This is a genomic window from Frankia sp. CpI1-P (assembly GCF_001421075.1).
Classification (GTDB): Bacteria; Actinomycetota; Actinomycetes; order Frankiales; family Frankiaceae; genus Frankia; species Frankia torreyi.
The window spans coordinates 22,878-38,226 of the sequence record NZ_LJJX01000009.1 but is presented as its reverse complement, the minus strand read 5'-3'; the positions used below and the strand labels follow the sequence as shown (position 1 = coordinate 38,226).

Genomic DNA, 15,349 nt, shown 5'->3' with positions numbered 1-15,349 from the left:
NCCATCGTCGGGTGGGCCGCCGTCGTCACCGGGTGGGCCGCCGTCGTCGGGGCTGGCGCCGTCCCCCGACGCCGCTGTCGAGCCGCTCCCGTCCGAGCCCCGGTCCGCCGTCGGCCGGGCATCCGCACTCGGGAGAGCCGGGCTCGTCGGGGCCGGGCTCGTCGGGGCCGGGCTCGTCGGGGCCGGGCTCGTCGGGGAAGGGGCCGTCGGGGAAGGGGCCGAGGGGGCAGGAGGCGGGGTCGTGGGGGATGCGGAGATGGTCGTGGTGGAGCCGACCGTGGCGGATCCGACGGTCGTCGCCGCCGAGCCGTCCCCCGCCGCGTCGACCGGCCCGTGAGCCGGACGGATCGGCGAGGCCATCAGCCCGTCCGACGGGTGCCACCGGACGTCGCTCCCGCGGCGCCACCGCCGTCGTCAGGAGCGGATGACCCGGTGGCTGCAGGCTCCTCGCCGGCCTTCTGCGTCGCGCTGCCCTTCGCCCCGACCCTGCTCGTGGCCGTCTTCGCCGCCGAGTCCCTGGCGGTGGTGCCGGACTTGGCGGCCGTCTTCGCCGTCGTGGACTTCGCCGCGGTCGACTTTGCGGTCGTCGACTTTGCGGTCGTGGACTTTGCGGTCGTGGACTTTGCGGTCGTCGACTTTGCCGTCGTGGACTTTGCGGTCGTGGACTTCGCCGTCGTGGACTTCGCGGCGCCGCTCTTCGTAGCCGTCGTCTTCGCGGTGCCTCGGGCGGCTCGCTTCGCGGGAGCCGGACCGCGGGCCCGGCGGTCGGCGAGCAGCTCCGCGGCGCGCGCGTCCGTGATCGACTCGACGGCGTCGCCCTTGCGCAGACTCGCGTTGGTCTCGCCGTCGGTCACGTAGGGCCCGAACCGGCCCTCCCGGACGACCATCGGCTTGCCGCTGGCCGGATCGTTGCCGAGCTCGCGCAGCGGGGGGGTCTGGGCGGCCTGGCGGCGTCCGCGCGCCTTGGGCTGCGCGAGCAGCGCCAGTGCATCCTCGAGCGTCACCGTGAACAACTGATCCTCGGACTCCAGCGACCGGCTTTCGGTGCCCTTCTTCACGTAGGGGCCGTACCGCCCGTTCTGCGCGGTCACCTCCTCGCCGTCCGCACCGGCGCCCAGCGTCCGGGGCAGCGTCAGCAGCTTCACGGCGTCGTCGAGGGTCAGCGTCTCCAGCGACATCGTGCGCAGCAGGCTGGAGGTGCGCGGCGGGTCGGTGTCCGTGGTGACGTACGGGCCGAACCGGCCGGCCTTGGCCGTGATCGTCGCGCCGGTGGCGGTGTCCACCCCCAGCACCCGGTCGCCGCTCGGGGCGGCCAGCAGCTCCAGGGCGCGGGCCACGGTGAGCTCGTCCGGGGCCAGGTCGTCGGGCACGCTGGCCCGGCCCTCCCCGAGCTGGACGTAGGGGCCGTACCGCCCGACGCGCACCACGACCGTCGTGCCGTCGTCGGCCTCGCCNAGCGGGATCGAGTTCACCTCGCGGGCGTCGATCTCCCCGAGCCGCTCGCTGACGAGGTGCTTGAGCCCGGCCGCGGTGGCCGGATCGGTGCCGTCGCCGGTGCCGAAGTAGAAGCGGGTCAGCCAGTCGGTGGACGCTGAGGTTCCGGCCGCGATGTCGTCGAGGTCGTCCTCCATCGTCGCGGTGAACCGGTAGTCCACCAGCCGGCCGAAGTGGTCCTCCAGCAGGCCGACGACGGCGAAGGCGACGAAGCTCGGCACGAGCGCCGAGCCCTTCTTCCACACGTAGCCGCGGTCCTGGATCGTGCCGATGATCGAGGCGTACGTGGACGGCCGGCCGATCCCGAGCTCCTCGAGCGTCTTGACCAGGCTGGCCTCGGTGAAGCGGGCCGGCGGGCTGGTGGTGTGTCCGCGGGGAGTCAGCGAGCGGACCGCCAGCGGGTCGCCCTGCCGCACGTCGGGCAGGCGCCGCTCCCGGTCCTCCAGCTCCGCGTCGGGGTCGTCGGCGCCCTCGACGTAGGCGCGCAGGAAGCCGGGGAAGGTGATGACCTTGCCGGACGCCGAGAACTCCGCGTTCTCCCCGGCCGACGACGTGGCGCCGAGCCGGATCGTGGCGCTCGTGCCCCGGGCGTCGGCCATCTGGCTGGCGACGGTGCGCTGCCAGATCAGCTCGTAGAGCCGGTAGGAGTCGACGTCGAGCTCGCCGCGAACCTCGCCGGGGGTGCGGAAGTGGTCGCCGGCGGGCCGGATCGCCTCGTGTGCCTCCTGGGCGTTCTTGACCTTCTTGGTGTAGGTACGCGGGCTGGCCGGGACGTACTCCGGTCCGTAGAGACTCTCCGCCTGGCTGCGGGCGGCGGTGAGCGCCGTCTCGGACAGGTTCGTCGAGTCGGTGCGCATGTAGGTGATGTAGCCGTTCTCGTACAACCGCTGCGCGATCTGCATGGTGCGCTGGCTGGAGAACCGCAGCTTGCGGCCCGCCTCCTGCTGCAGCGTCGAGGTCATGAACGGCGGGTACGGCGAGCGGCGGTACGGCTTGGTCTCCACCGAGCGCACCGCGAACGCGGCCTGCGCCAACCGGTCGGTGAGGGCCTGCGCGCCCGCCTCGTCCAGCCGGGTCACGCCGGACGTGGTCAGCTCGCCGGTCGGGGCGAAGTCCCGGCCGGTGGCGATCCGGTTGCCGTCGAGAGCGACCAGCGTCGCCGGCAGCGGCGTGCGCTCCACGCCCGCGTCGGCCGCGGCCGCGTCGGCCCCGTCGCTTCCGGCCGGCCAGCCCTGGCGCGCGACCGTCGCGCCGAACAGGCCCTCGATGTTCCAGTACTCCGCGGCGCGGAACCGCATCCTGGCCCGCTCCCGCTCGACCAGGACCCGGGTCGCCACGCTCTGGACGCGGCCCGCCGACAGCCTCGGCATGACCTTCTTCCACAGCACGGGGGAGACCTCGTAGCCGTAGAGGCGATCCAGGATGCGCCGGGTCTCCTGCGCGTTGACCAGGTTCTCGTCGATCTCGCGGGGGTTGTCGACGGCGCGGCGGATCGCCTGCGGAGTGATCTCGTGGAACACCATCCGCTTCACCGGCACCGTCGGCTTGAGCGTCTGGAGCAGGTGCCAGGCGATCGCCTCGCCCTCCCGGTCCTCGTCCGTCGCGAGGTAGAGCTCGCTGGCTTCCTTCACCAACGCCTTGAGCTTGCTGACCTGCAGCTTCTTGTCCGGNGTCACCACGTAGAGCGGCTCGAAGTCGTTGTCGACGTCCACGCCGAGCCGGGCCCAGGGCTTGCCCTTGTGCGCGGCCGGGACATCGGCGGCGCTGCGCGGCAGATCGCGGATGTGGCCGATGCTCGACTCGACCTGCCAGCCCGGCCCGAGGTAGCCGGCGATGGTCTTCGCCTTGGCCGGGGACTCCACGATCACCAGGCGGGTGCCCGAGCCGGGGGTCGGTTCGGGCGCGGCACCGGTGGCGCCGCTCGAACCGGTCGTCGACCGGCCGGCCGCCCGGCGTCCCGGGGCGGCTCGGCCTGCGGCCGCCCGGCCGTTCGGACGCGTGGCGGGCACCTCGGTCGGGGCCGCGCTCGCGCTCGGGCTCGGCGTGGAGCCGGTCCCGGAGGGCTCGCCGGGCTCGGCGACCGGTGCGGCTGACCGCGCGGTCGTCCGTGTCGTCGTCTTCGTGCGCGGTGGCACTTCTCTCCTCGGTGCGGCGTGCTCGGTGCGATGACCGGTGGGCGAAGCGTAGGTCGACTCTCCGGAGCGTAGATCCCGGATATGGCGGATGTTGCTCGGGCGGAGCTCGGTGCTGGACCTGGCGTGGCCCGGCGAACGGTCGTCCGGCGGGCGCTGATCGGGCGAGCGGCGGCCGCCGGTGTGCAAGCGGTGCCTCGCAGCACCGTACGCCGCTGTCGGATTCCGCGGAGCTTCCCGTCCGGGTATGACCCCGGTAGCCCGACGCTTACCCATGGCTCACCCGATGACGCCTGAACGGCCCGACCGGGCCCGCACGAGGGTGCGCCATGGTGGTATGAAGCCGCGATCTCAGGCGCGTCGATGCTACGCCCGGTGACCGAGTCCGGATGCTCGTCTCGGCGCCCCGGCCGGGCCGGTGACCGGTCGCACGGCCGGGCCGGGATCACGATGTTCCGGGGCGGCCGGCGGGCACGGAGCGGATCTCGTGCCGGCCGGCCGGCGGGACCGGACTGCCGTCAGACGTTGATCTCCTGCGGGCTCGGGGTCGTCGGCTGCGCGACCGGCGGACTGCCGGAGATCATCGAGTTGCGCCGCTTGGACACGACGATCACCGCCACGATGACGGCGACCGCGGCGATGGCGATGCCGATGCGCAGCGGCGTGTTGCGGTCGGTGCCGACCGAGTACTTCACCACCGTCGGCGCGATCAGCAGGCTGACCAGGTTCATCACCTTGAGCAGCGGGTTGATGGACGGCCCGGCGGTGTCCTTGAACGGGTCGCCCACCGTGTCGCCGATCACCGTCGCGGCGTGGACCTCCGAGCCCTTCCCGCCGTAGTTTCCGTCCTCGACGAGCTTCTTCGCATTGTCCCACGCGCCGCCGGAGTTCGCCAGGAACACGGCCATCAGGACGCCGCCGGCGATGGCCCCACCGAGGAACGCCCCCAGGGGCGGGTAACCGAGGCCGAAGCCGACCGCGATCGGCGCGAGGACCGCCAGCGTCCCCGGGGTAATCAGTTCACGGAGCGAATCTCGGGTGCAGATGTCGACAACCGCGCCGTAGTCCGNCTTCTCGCTGCCAGTCATGATTCCGGGCCTGGTGCGGAACTGGTTGCGCACCTCCATCACGACTCGCCCGGCCGCCCGGCCCACCGCGTTGATGGCGAGCCCGGANAACAGGAAGACGACGGCCGCGCCGATGACGAGCCCGACCAGCGCGTCGGGATACGCGATGTTCAGTCCGCCGACCGTCCCTCGGCCGGTCTCCGGGCGGGCACCGGCGTCCCCGAGAGCATTGGTGACCGTGTCGGTGAACGACCCGAACAGCGCGGTCGCGGCCAGGACGGCGGTGGCGATCGCGATGCCCTTCGTGATGGCCTTTGTGGTGTTGCCCACGGCGTCGAGCGAGGTCAGGATGGCNCCGCCCGCCTCGTCCATCTCCCCGGACATCTCGGCGATGCCTTGGGCGTTGTCGCTCACCGGACCGAAGGTGTCCATCGAGACGATGACGCCGACGGTGGTCAGCAGTCCGGTGCCTGCCAGCGCGACCGCGAACAGCGCGATCGTGACGCTGCCCGAACCGAGCAGGTAGGCCCCGAAGACCGCGGCCCCGATGAGCAGGGCGGAATAGACGGCGGATTCCAGGCCGACGCCGATGCCGGCGAGAATGTTCGTGGCCGGACCGGTGAGCGACGCCTGGGCCACGTCACGCACCGGCCGGCGGGTCGTCTCGGTGAAGTATCCCGTGAGCAACTGGATGGCCGCGGCGAGCGCGATGCCGATGAGAACGGCACTGATCGCGATGACCCGCGGATTGCCCGACTGGGTGCTGGCCTCGAGCCCCGGGAACCCGGCGAAGTCCGTCGGCAGATAGAGCACCGAAACGATCACCACGCCGATCGCCGACACCACCGCGGAGAGGAAGAAGCCGCGATTGATCGCGGCCATCCCGCTCCGATCGCCGGCCCGCGGCGATACCGCGAAGATGCCGATGACCGCCGTGACGACCCCGACGGCCGGGATCAGCAACGGGAACACCAGCCCCCGCTCGCCGAAGGCGCTCACCCCGAGGATCAGCGCGGCGACCAGGGTCACCGCGTAGGACTCGAACAGGTCCGCGGCCATCCCGGCGCAGTCGCCCACATTGTCGCCGACGTTGTCGGCGATCGTCGCCGCGTTACGCGGATCGTCCTCCGGAATTCCCTGCTCGACCTTTCCGACCAGGTCGGCTCCGACGTCCGCGGCCTTGGTGAAGATGCCACCGCCGACCCGCATGAACATCGCGAGCAGGGCGGCCCCGAAGCCGAATCCCTCCAGCACCTGCGGCGCGGTGTCCCGGAAGACGAGCACGACGACGGCGGCGCCGAGCAGGCCGAGACCGACCGTGAACATGCCCACGACGCCGCCCGTCCGGAAGGCGATGCGGACCGCGGCCTTCTCACCACGGCTCATCGCCGCGGCCGCCGTGCGGGTGTTGGCCCTGGTCGCCAGCGACATCCCGACAAAGCCGACGAGCGCCGAGAACAGGGCGCCGACGACGAAGAAGACCGACCGGCCGATCTTGGCGCCGGTATCGTCGGCCGGAAGGAGTAGGAGGACAAAGGGAATGACGACGACAAAGCCGGCCAACGTCTTGAACTGCCGTCTGAGGTAGGCGGCCGCGCCTTCCTGGACCGCCTGTCCGACCTCCACCATCCGCGCGGTTCCGGGGCTGGCGGCCAACACCTCCCGTACCAGGTAGCCGGCAACGAGCAGCGCGAGGGCTGCGATTATCGCCACACCGGCGACCAGGCCGAGGGCGTTGCCGCTAAGGTCGATTCCAGTGCCCTGGGACTGCAGGGCGCGGGTCGGGGACATGGCTCCTCCCGGTCTACTCCGTGCACCCTCCGCGCGTGTCGATGGCTCATCGGTGCCGGTTCCGGCGGCACCTGGGCATGGAGACGGTGGCGGTCGGGCGCCGCATCTGGCGACGCCCGGAGTGAGATCGGCCGGATTCGTCCCGAATTCGACGCTTTCCGGCAGGCCTCACGGGGAGCACAAGGGGATCTCCGACGGATGAATCAACCGTCCGCGAGATGCGGCGGAGTCTATCCACACGACTGTGACGTGCGCTGCTTTTTCTGCGGCCACCTGCCGAGTCGGCTGCGTTCGAATATTNGGTGCCAGGTTGCGCGTTTGTTCCTATTCATCCCGGTAAAGGGTGAAACATGCCCGCGAGAACCGGGCGGTGGGAACATCCAGACCGAAGAACACACGGTCGCCGCCGGACAGGCGGAGACCCGAACGCCCGTGGCGCGGGGGGAGGAGCGGCACCCGTCCCCACGCCGCACCACGGAGCGGGAGCCCGCCCGAAGCCCACGCCGACCACGGCGTGGCAGACGGGAAACTCCACCCATCAGCTTCCGGGTGGAGAGGAGGTCAACGGGCCGTCTTGTAGGGCGCGGCCTCGACGTCGACGCCCGTGTGCCAGGTCATCGCCACGACGGTACCCACCCCGTCGGGTCCGCGGCTGATCTCGACCTCGTCGACCAGTCCCTCGATGAGGGCGAGCCCGAGGCCCGGCGGGAACCCCGCGCTGTCCTCGGCCGAGTCGTCGTCGGACGGCTCGGACCACCAGGGCGGGTCGGCGGCCTCGGGTTCGAGGTCCAGCAGCGTGGAGGCGGTGACGAGGCCGCCGTCGGGACCCGGCGCGACCTCGTCACCGGTGCGCCCACAGTCCGCGACAGTGATGGTGAAGGTGTCGGGCGTGTCGATGAGCGCGACATGCACCGGCGCCTGCGGCGCATGCCGGCGGTTCACCCGCACCGCGCGGGCGCATGCCTCCGTGACCGCAAGTTTGATCTCGTCGGCGGCTCCGGCGGGAACCCCGGCCCGGCGGCTGACCGCTGTGGCGATCATCCGCGCCGTGCGGACATGTCCGTTCAGGGCGGCGAACCGCAGCTCAACGGTGGGCATACGGCGGTGCCTGCCTTTCCGAAGGCGTGATGTCCGGCTCACTCACTCGCTGGCGGCGAGCGCTTCCTCAATGGAGGAATGGATCGGGAAGACCTTGGTGAGACCCGTGATCCGGAAGATCTTGAGGATGCGTTCCTGGGTGCAGACCAGCCGCAGGGAACCCTCGTGCGCGCGCACCCGCTTGAGGCCGCCGACCAGGACTCCGAGGCCGGTCGAGTCGAGGAACTCGACGCCCTCCATGTCGACGACCAGGTGGTAAGAGCCCCCGGAAACAAGATCAATGAGCTGCTCGCGCAGCTTCGGTGCGGTGTACACGTCGATCTCGCCGCCCACCACGACGACCGTGTGGTTGCCTTCCTGGCGAGTCGTGAGGGACAGGTCCACGGATCCTCCTTGGGTGCCTCCGGCCGTCCCGCGCTTCGGGCGACCGACATCACGNCGCCATTACCCTCCCACGAGGAGGATCAATCCGGTGGGCCGCGACACAGATCGCGGTGCCCCGGTATTTCGGCGGCGTGGTCGATGACGTCTGCTGGAATCTATCCCTGATCTTGTCCAGGCGGGGCTGGTCGGCCGCGTCGAGTCGCGGTTGCGGGACGGGTGGTCCGTCGGGTGGTGGCCCGTGGATCGCCCATCGTCCTGTCGTCGGCGGTACCGCGGCGCATATCCTCGTCGGTCGTGGGTTCGCCGGCGGACAGCGGCGGCGCGGACACGGTCCTCGCCGGGCTTCGCCGCGACGCGCGGCGGGCGCAGTGCATGACGCACGTCGAGCCGGTTGCCGCCCGGCCGGGGCGGCGGGCGTCCTGGCCGGAGTGGGTCGACCCGGTGCTGCGCGGGCGGTGGGTCGCCGCCGGGATCGACGAACCGTGGACGCACCAGGCGGCCGCGGCCGAAGCCGCCCATGCCGGCCGCAGCGTCGTGCTGGCCACCGGCACGGCCTCCGGGAAGTCGCTGGGATACCTGATGCCGGTCCTGTCGCGGCTGCTCACGCAGCCTGGCGCCCGCGCGCTCTACCTGTCGCCGACGAAGGCGCTCGCCCATGATCAGCTTCGGGCGGTGCGGGCGCTGCGGCTCACCGGGGTCCGGGCCGCCACCTACGACGGTGACACGCCGGCGGCCGAGCGGGACTGGGTCCGGGCCCACGCCGGCCTCGTCCTGACCAATCCCGACATGCTCCATCGCGGGATCCTGCCCCAACACCGGCGGTGGGCGCGGTTCCTTCGGGGCCTGCGGTTCGTCGTGATCGACGAATGCCATGGCTACCGCGGCGTGTTCGGCGCGCACGTCGCCGCGGTGATCCGGCGGCTGCGGCGGGTCTGCGCGCGTTACGGGTCGCAGCCGGTGTTCCTGCTGGCGTCCGCCACCACCGCCGACCCGGGGCTGTCGGCCGGGCGGCTCACCGGCGTCGACGTCGAGGTGATCGACGACGACGGCGCACCCCGAGGCCCGATGGACTTCGTGCTCTACGAGCCCCCGCTGCTGTGGCGACGGCAGGCCGAGCGCGAGGGGGGCGGTGCCCCTGGCGAGCCGCGCGGTGCCGGTGAGAACGGCGCGCCGGTCCGGCGGTCGGTCACCGCGGAGTCGGCTGACCTGCTCGCCGATCTCGTCGCCGACGGCGTGCGCACCCTGGTGTTCGTCCGGTCCCGGCGGTCGGCGGAGGTCGTGGCGGTCACCGCCCGTCGCGAGCTGGGTCAGATCGGTTCGGACCTGGCGGACCGGGTGGCGGCCTACCGGGCCGGCTACCTGCCGGAAGAGCGCCGCGAGCTGGAACGGCGGCTGCGCGCGGGGGACCTGCTCGGAGTCGCGACGACGTCGGCGCTGGAGCTCGGGGTGGACATCAGCGGCCTGGACGCCACCGTCACCGCCGGCTTTCCGGGCACCCTCGCCTCGCTGTGGCAGCAGGCCGGCCGGGCCGGCCGGGACGGGCAGCGGTCGCTGGCGGTGCTGGTCGCGCGGGACGATCCGCTCGACACGTACCTTGTCCACCATCCGGAGGCGGTGTTCGGCCGGTCGGTGGAGGCCTGTGTCTTCGACCCGGACAACCCCTACGTGCTCGCCCCGCAGCTGGAGTGCGCCGCTGCCGAGCTGCCGCTCACCGAAGCGGACCTGGGCCTGTTCGGCCCGGCGGCGGCGCGCGTCGTCGACGACCTGGTCCGCCGCGGGCGGCTGCGCCGCCGGCCCACCGGCTGGTTCTGGACCCAGCGGGGCCGCCCGGAGGTGGACATCCGGGGGGCCGGGGGCCCTCCGGTCCGCATCGTCGAGACGTCCACCGGGCGCCTGCTGGGCACGGTCGACGCGGCCGCCGCGCACTCCGCGGTGCACCCCGGTGCGGTCTACCTCCATCAGGGCTCGAGCTTCGTCGTGGACGACCTGGACCTGCCCGAATCCGTGGCGTTCGTCCACGAGGAGTCCCCGGAGTGGACGACGGTCGCGCGCGAGCATACCGACATCCGGATCGTCGAGTCGTCGCGATCGCGCGTCCTGCCCGACGTGGAGGTGCACCTCGGGGTGGTCGAGGTCACCAGTCAGGTCGTCGGCTACCAGCGACGGCTCGTCGCGACCGGCGAGGTGCTCGGCCAGGAGCCGCTGGACCTGCCGCCGAGGCAGTTGCGAACCCGCGCCGTCTGGTACGTCGTCACCGACGGCCTGCTCGCGGGCGCCGCCATCGAGTCCGCGGATGTGCCCGGCGCGGTGCACGCCGCCGAGCATGCGGCCATCGGCCTGCTTCCGCTGTTTGCCACCTGCGATCGCTGGGACATCGGTGGGGTGTCGACCGCCCTGCATCCGGACACGGGCCGGACAAGCGTGTTCGTCTACGACGGCCACGCCGGCGGCGCGGGATTCGCCGAACGGGGATTCCTGCGCATCGGGGACTGGCTGGCCGCCACCCGGGACGCCATCGGCGCGTGCGAATGCCCGGCCGGCTGCCCGTCCTGCGTGCAGTCGCCGAAATGCGGCAACGGCAACGAGCCGCTCGACAAGGCCGCCGCCTGGCGCCTTCTCACCGCGGTGACCGGTGCGGTCGGCTGAACCGCGGATCACACTGCGCCCGTGCGGTTCCGCCATGACCAAAGACGGGTAGGCCGAGCCCATCGGCTCTTCGCGGCCAGTTTCGCCCACGTCCATGGTTCTGGAGGTACCGGTGGTAACCGTCGGTGTCGTGTTGTTGCTGGTAGCGGGGGTCTTCACCGCCGATCTGGTGCTGGAGAACGACGGCCACACAGATGTGATGATCATGGGGCAGTCCCTCTCCTTCGATATCTGGGGCCTGTTCGTGCTAGGTCTCGCCGCCGGGGTGCTGGTCGTCGCGGGGGTGCAGTTGACCCTGCAGGGCCTGGCACGGGACCGGCACCGCCGGCGGGTCGAGCGGCAGCGGGCGCGCGAGCTGGCGGCGATCCGCACGGCTCCGGCGCCTTCCGCACCGGTGCCGGCCGGCGCTGCACCGTCCGCGCCCGCGGCGACGCGCCCGGCCGCCGGGCGCCCCGACGAGCGGACCCCCGACGGACCCCGGCGGACTCGCCCCACCCTCGCCAAGCGCCCCACCCTCGCCAAGCGCCCCACCCTCGCCAAGAGCCCCACTCCGGCGAAGCAGCCCGCCGCCGAGGCTCGCCCGGCTTCCGAGGCTCGCCCGGCTTCCGAGGCTCGCCCGGTCTTCGAGCCCCGGCCGGCCGCGGAGACTGTCCCTGCGCATGGCGCAGACACCTCGCCCACCTGGTCCGGCGACGTCCGGCAGACCGCGCCGGTGCGGTCCGCCGTGCGCGTCCCCACCCCGCCGACGCCGCCGGCCTCGGACAACCCGGCGACCGATCCGCCGTCCGCCGGGTCCAGCGCGCCGCTGCGGACGAACACCCATCCGCGACGCGGCGACCGGATCGTGGCCCGCGTCGCGGACCTGGGCCGACGGGAGACCCGCGACCAGGACTCGGCCGACCAGACCGTTGAGGACGGAGCGGGGGCCCGCTCCTGACCAATCGCTTTCTGGGACGTCGACAGGCAGGTGCCCGCCGTGCCGACCCGGGGGGCGGCCCGGCCGTGGACGTGCTGCTGCACTCGGAGACAGTGGTCAGGAGGGGGAAGCCGGCGGGGTGGATGCCGGGGTGTGGTCGGGCGCTTGCGCCTGCGCGACAATGATCGTGATTGCCGTGCCGCGGGCGACGACGCCCCCCCGGGGCTGCTGGGAGACGACCGTCCCCGGTGCCTCGCTTCCCGGCCGGGGCTCCTCGACGACGTCGAGACCGAGGCCGCGCAGCGTCTCCGTGGCCGTGGCGCGATCCTGACCGACGACGTCGGGCACCGTGACCTGGCGGCTCACCACGGTGATCGTGACCGTCGTTCCGTAGGCGACCTGAGTGTTGCCCGGCGGTTGCACCTTCGCGACCAGACCCGGCCCCACGCCCGAGGGACCGGAGTCCGTCCGGGTCACCACGGTCAGCCCGGCGGTCTCCAGGCTGGACCGTGCGTCTACCTCTGACCAGCCGACGACGTTGGTGATCGTGGTGTGCCCCGGGCCGGTCGACACATCGATCCGTAGGGCCGCGTTCCGGCTCGCCCGGGTGCCGCTGGTCGGGTCGACCGCGAGGACGATGTCCNCAGGCTGGTCAGCGGACCGGTAACTTCTGGTGATGTTCGTGAACCCGGCGGTGCGCAGTTCCTGCTCCGCCGCGTCGGCACCGCGTCCCACGATGTCGGGGATGGTGGTCGGGTCGTCCTGATCGTCCGGCCCGGCGCCCGGCGTGACGACCTGGGGGATCGTGACCTGCGCGTTCGTCGGCCCGGTCGAGACGACCAACGTCACCGTGGTGGATGCGTCGGCCCGCGACCCGCTCACCGGATTCACGGAGAGGACGCTGTCGCGCGGGTGGGCGTCGGCGCGCGTCTCCTCCCGGATGGCACGGAACCCGGCCGCGCGCAGTCGGGTCGCCGCCTCGTGGAACGGGAGCCCGATCAGATCGTCCGGAACAGTGGTGTCCGTCTGCCTGGATGTCCCGGCGGCGGTCCGGTCATGCCCGTCCGCCTGGACGACGAGCCAGGCACCGAGCAGGGTGACCAGTACGCCGAGCGCCACGGCGACAAGCACCCGCGTGGACGCGAAGGCCCTACGGACGGGCGGTGTGGCCTCGGCGGGTGCCGAGCGCTCAGGTCGCGGCGCGGCGGACTCCGGATGCGGTGGGACGGCCCGCGGGTCGGGTACCTGCGAGGGCTCCAGGAGCTCCTGAAGGCCCGGGAGCGCCGCGTCCGTGACGAGGCGCTCCAGCGCGGTCAGGTCCGGGCCCACCGTGGCGGGGCTGCCGGCCTGTGCCGCGCTGTCCTGTGCGGCGCTGTCCTGTGCGGCGCTGTCCTGTGCGGCGCTGTCCTGTGCGGCGCTGTCCTGTGCGGCGCTGTCCTGTGCGGCGCTGTCCTGTGCGGCGCTGTCCTGTGCGGCGCTGTCCTGTGCCGCGCCGGCAGGCGGAGGTACCGCGGCGCCGAGGGTGACCAGGCGTCGCAGGAGCTCGTCGGCGGTGGGCCGGGCTCGGGGATCGCGGTTCATGGCCTGCCGTACGACGGCGCCCAGAGCCGGACCGAGGCCTTCCAGATCGGGATCCGTCTGCATGATCCGGAACAGTTGACTGGCGGCCGGGCCTGCCCCGAACGGGGGATGCCCGGTGCCCGCGAAGACCACCAGACCGCCCCAGGCCCAGATGTCCGCGGCGCTGGTGATGCCGTCCNCGCGGATCTGCTCGGGCGCGATGAAGGCCGGTGTGCCGACGATCGAATCCTGAGTGACGCGGGTGGAGTCGGCCGCGTAGGCGATGCCGAAGTCGATCACGCGTGGCCCGAACGACGAGAGCAGAACGTTCGACGGCTTGAGATCGCGGTGGACGAGACCGGCCCCGTGGATCGCGGTCAGCGCCGCGGCGACGCTTACCGCGACCCGTTCGAGGTCCGCGGCGCCCAGCGGTCCGCCGGTGCTCACCGCCTCTGCCAGGGTGGGGCCGTCGATGAACTCCGTGACGATGAAGGGCTGCCCGTCCGGCGGGTCGACGGCGTCGAGAAGTTCCGCCGTGCAGAACCGGGCGACGCGGCGGCCCACCTCGGCCTCGCGGCGGAACCGCGCGCGGAACGCGGGAACGGCGGCGATGTCGGCCCGGATCACCTTGATCGCGACGAGCCGTCCTTCGGGCGTGCGGCCCAGGTAGACGGTGCCCATCCCGCCCTCGCCGAGCCGGCCGACAACGCGGTAACCGGCCAGCTCGGACGGATCCCCAGGCCGCAACGCAGCCACCTCCGACCGGCCGGCGAGCTCGGGAGGGGGAGCGGTCAGCGGTGGCCCGTCCGCCGGCGGACCATCGCCGCTGCGCGGGCTGGTCGGCGGCGCGGCGCGGCCGCCCAGAGAACCCGGGGCTGCGGACGATGGTTTCTCGGCGCTCCGGCATCCGTCCATGCGACCTCCGGTCTCCGGTCGGCGCGTCGGGCGGCACGCCATTGCGGAGTCATCGACGCGGGGCGATCCCCATCGGTTGCGGAAACGGGGCAGGGCTGTCGTGAACGTGACACACGCCAGCTCGGACGCCCGGACCGGTCAGGACGGAGCGGTCAGGACGGAGCGGTCAGGACGGAGCGGGGGCCCGCTCCTGACCATTCGCTTCCTGGGACGTCGGCAGGTAGGCGCCGGCCGCGCCGCCCCATGGGCCGGCCCGGGCGTGGACGCTGAGATCGCCCAGCCTGCCGATCACCGCCGGCAGGTGCACGCCGACGGCGATCTCCACCGCGTCGGCGACGATGCGGCAGTCCACCAGGCGGGCCCCGTTGGCGGCGCTGATCTCCCGGGCCCGCGCGCACACGGCCTGCTCGTCGACCGGGGGCAGGGCGGCCGCGGCGAGCGCCGCGAGATCGGCGGCTGTCGCGGCCCGTTGTCGCGACGCGCCGATCACCGTCACGGTGAAGGCGAGTCCGGCCAGCGACAGCAGCGCGAACAGGACGGCGAGCAGCCACACCGTCGCCGATCCGTCGTCCCGCGGCTCCCCGGTCGCCGCGGGGGCGGCGAGGCCCTCCGGCCGGGGATGGCGGCCATCCGTGGTCACGGTGGCCCCGGCGGCGCGCAGTCCGGCGCCGTGCAGGCGACCGGTTCGACGGGAGTGACGGCGTGCGCCGTCACGACGAGTGCCGGCACCAGCCGCCCGAGGCCGGCGGCACCGACCGGCGCCGAGACCTCGACGTCCAGCAGGTCAGCATCGCGGTGCAGCCGGAGGGTCGCGCCGCGAGGCGCCGCCCGGGTCACCGCGGCGGAGACCGTCGCCTGCGCCTCGCCCCTGGCCGCGAGCCGGGCGCCGACCCGCGCCGCGTCGGCGCACCGGGCCTGCGCGCCGACCGTCGCGAGCATCCAGGCCGCGAGGAAGAAGGCGACGAACACCGAGGGCAGGCCCACAGCGAGTTCGGCGGTCGCCTGACCGCTGTCCGCCCCGCGGGTGATGTCCCGCCGGTGCCGGGCGACGGTCGGCGGATGGGGGAGGGGATGTGCGCGGCGCCCGCACGGCACCGCCCCGGACCATCGCACTGGAGCCGCTCAGAACGAGACGGTCAGCGCGCGCTGCACGACCGACGAGACCAGCGAGCGGGTCGCGGAACTCGACACGACCGCGTAGAGGACACCGGCGAACGCGACTGCGGCGAGCGTGCCGACCNCATACTCGGCAGTGGACATCCCCAGGTCGCGGCCGCCCGCGCCGCCGCGGCGACCGGCGAGGATCCGGTGGCAGGCGGCCCGGACGAACAGACCGCGAGGCAGGC

Annotated in this window: 10 protein-coding genes and 10 pseudogenes; 4 read left to right on the top strand and 16 right to left on the bottom strand. The window is 72.9% G+C overall.

What is annotated here, in order from left to right; translation table 11 throughout:
* Window position 1: 1 nt before the first annotated feature.
* Window positions 2-337, top strand: a pseudogene (locus tag FF86_RS43340) (hypothetical protein); the annotation flags it as partial.
* A gap of 22 nt (window positions 338-359) precedes the next feature.
* Here the strand turns inward: FF86_RS43340 and FF86_RS43335 are convergent.
* The 9 genes and pseudogenes from FF86_RS43335 to FF86_RS08205 all read right to left on the bottom strand — a co-directional run.
* Window positions 360-1,454 (bottom strand): annotated as a pseudogene (locus FF86_RS43335) (topoisomerase C-terminal repeat-containing protein); the annotation flags it as partial.
* Between the two features lies 1 nt (window position 1,455).
* Window positions 1,456-3,164: pseudogene (gene topA / locus FF86_RS43330) on the bottom strand (type I DNA topoisomerase); the annotation flags it as partial.
* 1 nt (window position 3,165) lies between these two features.
* Window positions 3,166-3,629, bottom strand: a pseudogene (locus FF86_RS43325) (toprim domain-containing protein); the annotation flags it as partial.
* Between the two features lie 515 nt (window positions 3,630-4,144).
* A pseudogene (locus FF86_RS43320) lies at window positions 4,145-4,695 on the bottom strand (sodium/proton-translocating pyrophosphatase); the annotation flags it as partial.
* Window position 4,696: 1 nt separating this feature from the next.
* A pseudogene (locus tag FF86_RS43315) lies at window positions 4,697-4,801 on the bottom strand (sodium/proton-translocating pyrophosphatase); the annotation flags it as partial.
* A gap of 1 nt (window position 4,802) precedes the next feature.
* A pseudogene (locus FF86_RS43310) lies at window positions 4,803-5,047 on the bottom strand (sodium/proton-translocating pyrophosphatase); the annotation flags it as partial.
* A 1-nt stretch (window position 5,048) separates the two neighbouring features.
* A partial coding sequence (locus FF86_RS43305) for a sodium/proton-translocating pyrophosphatase (protein WP_242418387.1) occupies window positions 5,049-6,484 on the bottom strand: 1,436 nt, incomplete at its 3' end.
* Between the two features lie 561 nt (window positions 6,485-7,045).
* Window positions 7,046-7,582 carry an ATP-binding protein gene (locus tag FF86_RS08210; protein ID WP_044883915.1) on the bottom strand — a complete coding sequence of 179 codons (537 nt, stop codon included), beginning with the start codon at window positions 7,580-7,582 and terminating at the stop codon, window positions 7,046-7,048.
* Window positions 7,583-7,624: 42 nt separating this feature from the next.
* Complete coding sequence (locus FF86_RS08205; protein ID WP_009741728.1) at window positions 7,625-7,966, bottom strand: STAS domain-containing protein; 342 nt, start codon at window positions 7,964-7,966, stop codon at window positions 7,625-7,627.
* Between the two features lie 294 nt (window positions 7,967-8,260).
* Here FF86_RS08205 and FF86_RS08200 point away from each other — a divergent pair, with 294 nt between their 5' ends.
* The gene (locus FF86_RS08200) at window positions 8,261-10,612 is read left to right on the top strand and encodes a DEAD/DEAH box helicase (RefSeq protein WP_044884007.1); all 2,352 of its coding nucleotides are present in this window, start codon (window positions 8,261-8,263) and stop codon (window positions 10,610-10,612) included.
* Between the two features lie 112 nt (window positions 10,613-10,724).
* Window positions 10,725-11,549, top strand: coding sequence for a hypothetical protein (locus FF86_RS08195; protein ID WP_128423262.1), 825 nt, complete (start codon window positions 10,725-10,727; stop codon window positions 11,547-11,549).
* A 96-nt stretch (window positions 11,550-11,645) separates the two neighbouring features.
* Here FF86_RS08195 and FF86_RS65665 read toward each other — a convergent pair.
* A pseudogene (locus FF86_RS65665) lies at window positions 11,646-12,171 on the bottom strand (PASTA domain-containing protein); the annotation flags it as partial.
* Window position 12,172: 1 nt separating this feature from the next.
* A partial coding sequence (locus FF86_RS65660; RefSeq protein ID WP_396229816.1) for a PASTA domain-containing protein occupies window positions 12,173-12,647 on the bottom strand: 475 nt, incomplete at its 3' end.
* Between the two features lie 230 nt (window positions 12,648-12,877).
* Between FF86_RS65660 and FF86_RS65655 the strand changes: the two genes are divergently transcribed.
* On the top strand, window positions 12,878-13,054 hold the full coding sequence (locus FF86_RS65655; protein WP_396229815.1) for a Cys-every-fifth RiPP peptide CefA: 177 nt from the start codon (window positions 12,878-12,880) through the stop codon (window positions 13,052-13,054).
* A gap of 13 nt (window positions 13,055-13,067) precedes the next feature.
* Here the strand turns inward: FF86_RS65655 and FF86_RS65650 are convergent.
* The 5 genes and pseudogenes from FF86_RS65650 to FF86_RS43290 all read right to left on the bottom strand — a co-directional run.
* Window positions 13,068-13,287, bottom strand: a pseudogene (locus tag FF86_RS65650) (hypothetical protein); the annotation flags it as partial.
* A gap of 1 nt (window position 13,288) precedes the next feature.
* The coding region (locus FF86_RS43295; protein ID WP_255355738.1) for a serine/threonine-protein kinase at window positions 13,289-14,003 on the bottom strand (715 nt) is incomplete at its 3' end.
* A gap of 166 nt (window positions 14,004-14,169) precedes the next feature.
* Window positions 14,170-14,643 (bottom strand): Rv3654c family TadE-like protein, encoded by a 474-nt coding sequence (locus tag FF86_RS08185; protein ID WP_044883913.1) that lies wholly within the window; start codon window positions 14,641-14,643, stop codon window positions 14,170-14,172.
* Entirely contained in the window at window positions 14,640-15,098 is a 459-nt protein-coding gene (locus tag FF86_RS08180; RefSeq protein WP_236705746.1) for a TadE family type IV pilus minor pilin, read from the bottom strand. Before FF86_RS08180 ends, FF86_RS08185 begins: the two co-directional genes overlap by 4 nt.
* 27 nt (window positions 15,099-15,125) lie before the next feature.
* A pseudogene (locus tag FF86_RS43290) lies at window positions 15,126-15,243 on the bottom strand (DUF4244 domain-containing protein); the annotation flags it as partial.
* Between the last annotated feature and the right edge of the window lie 106 nt (window positions 15,244-15,349).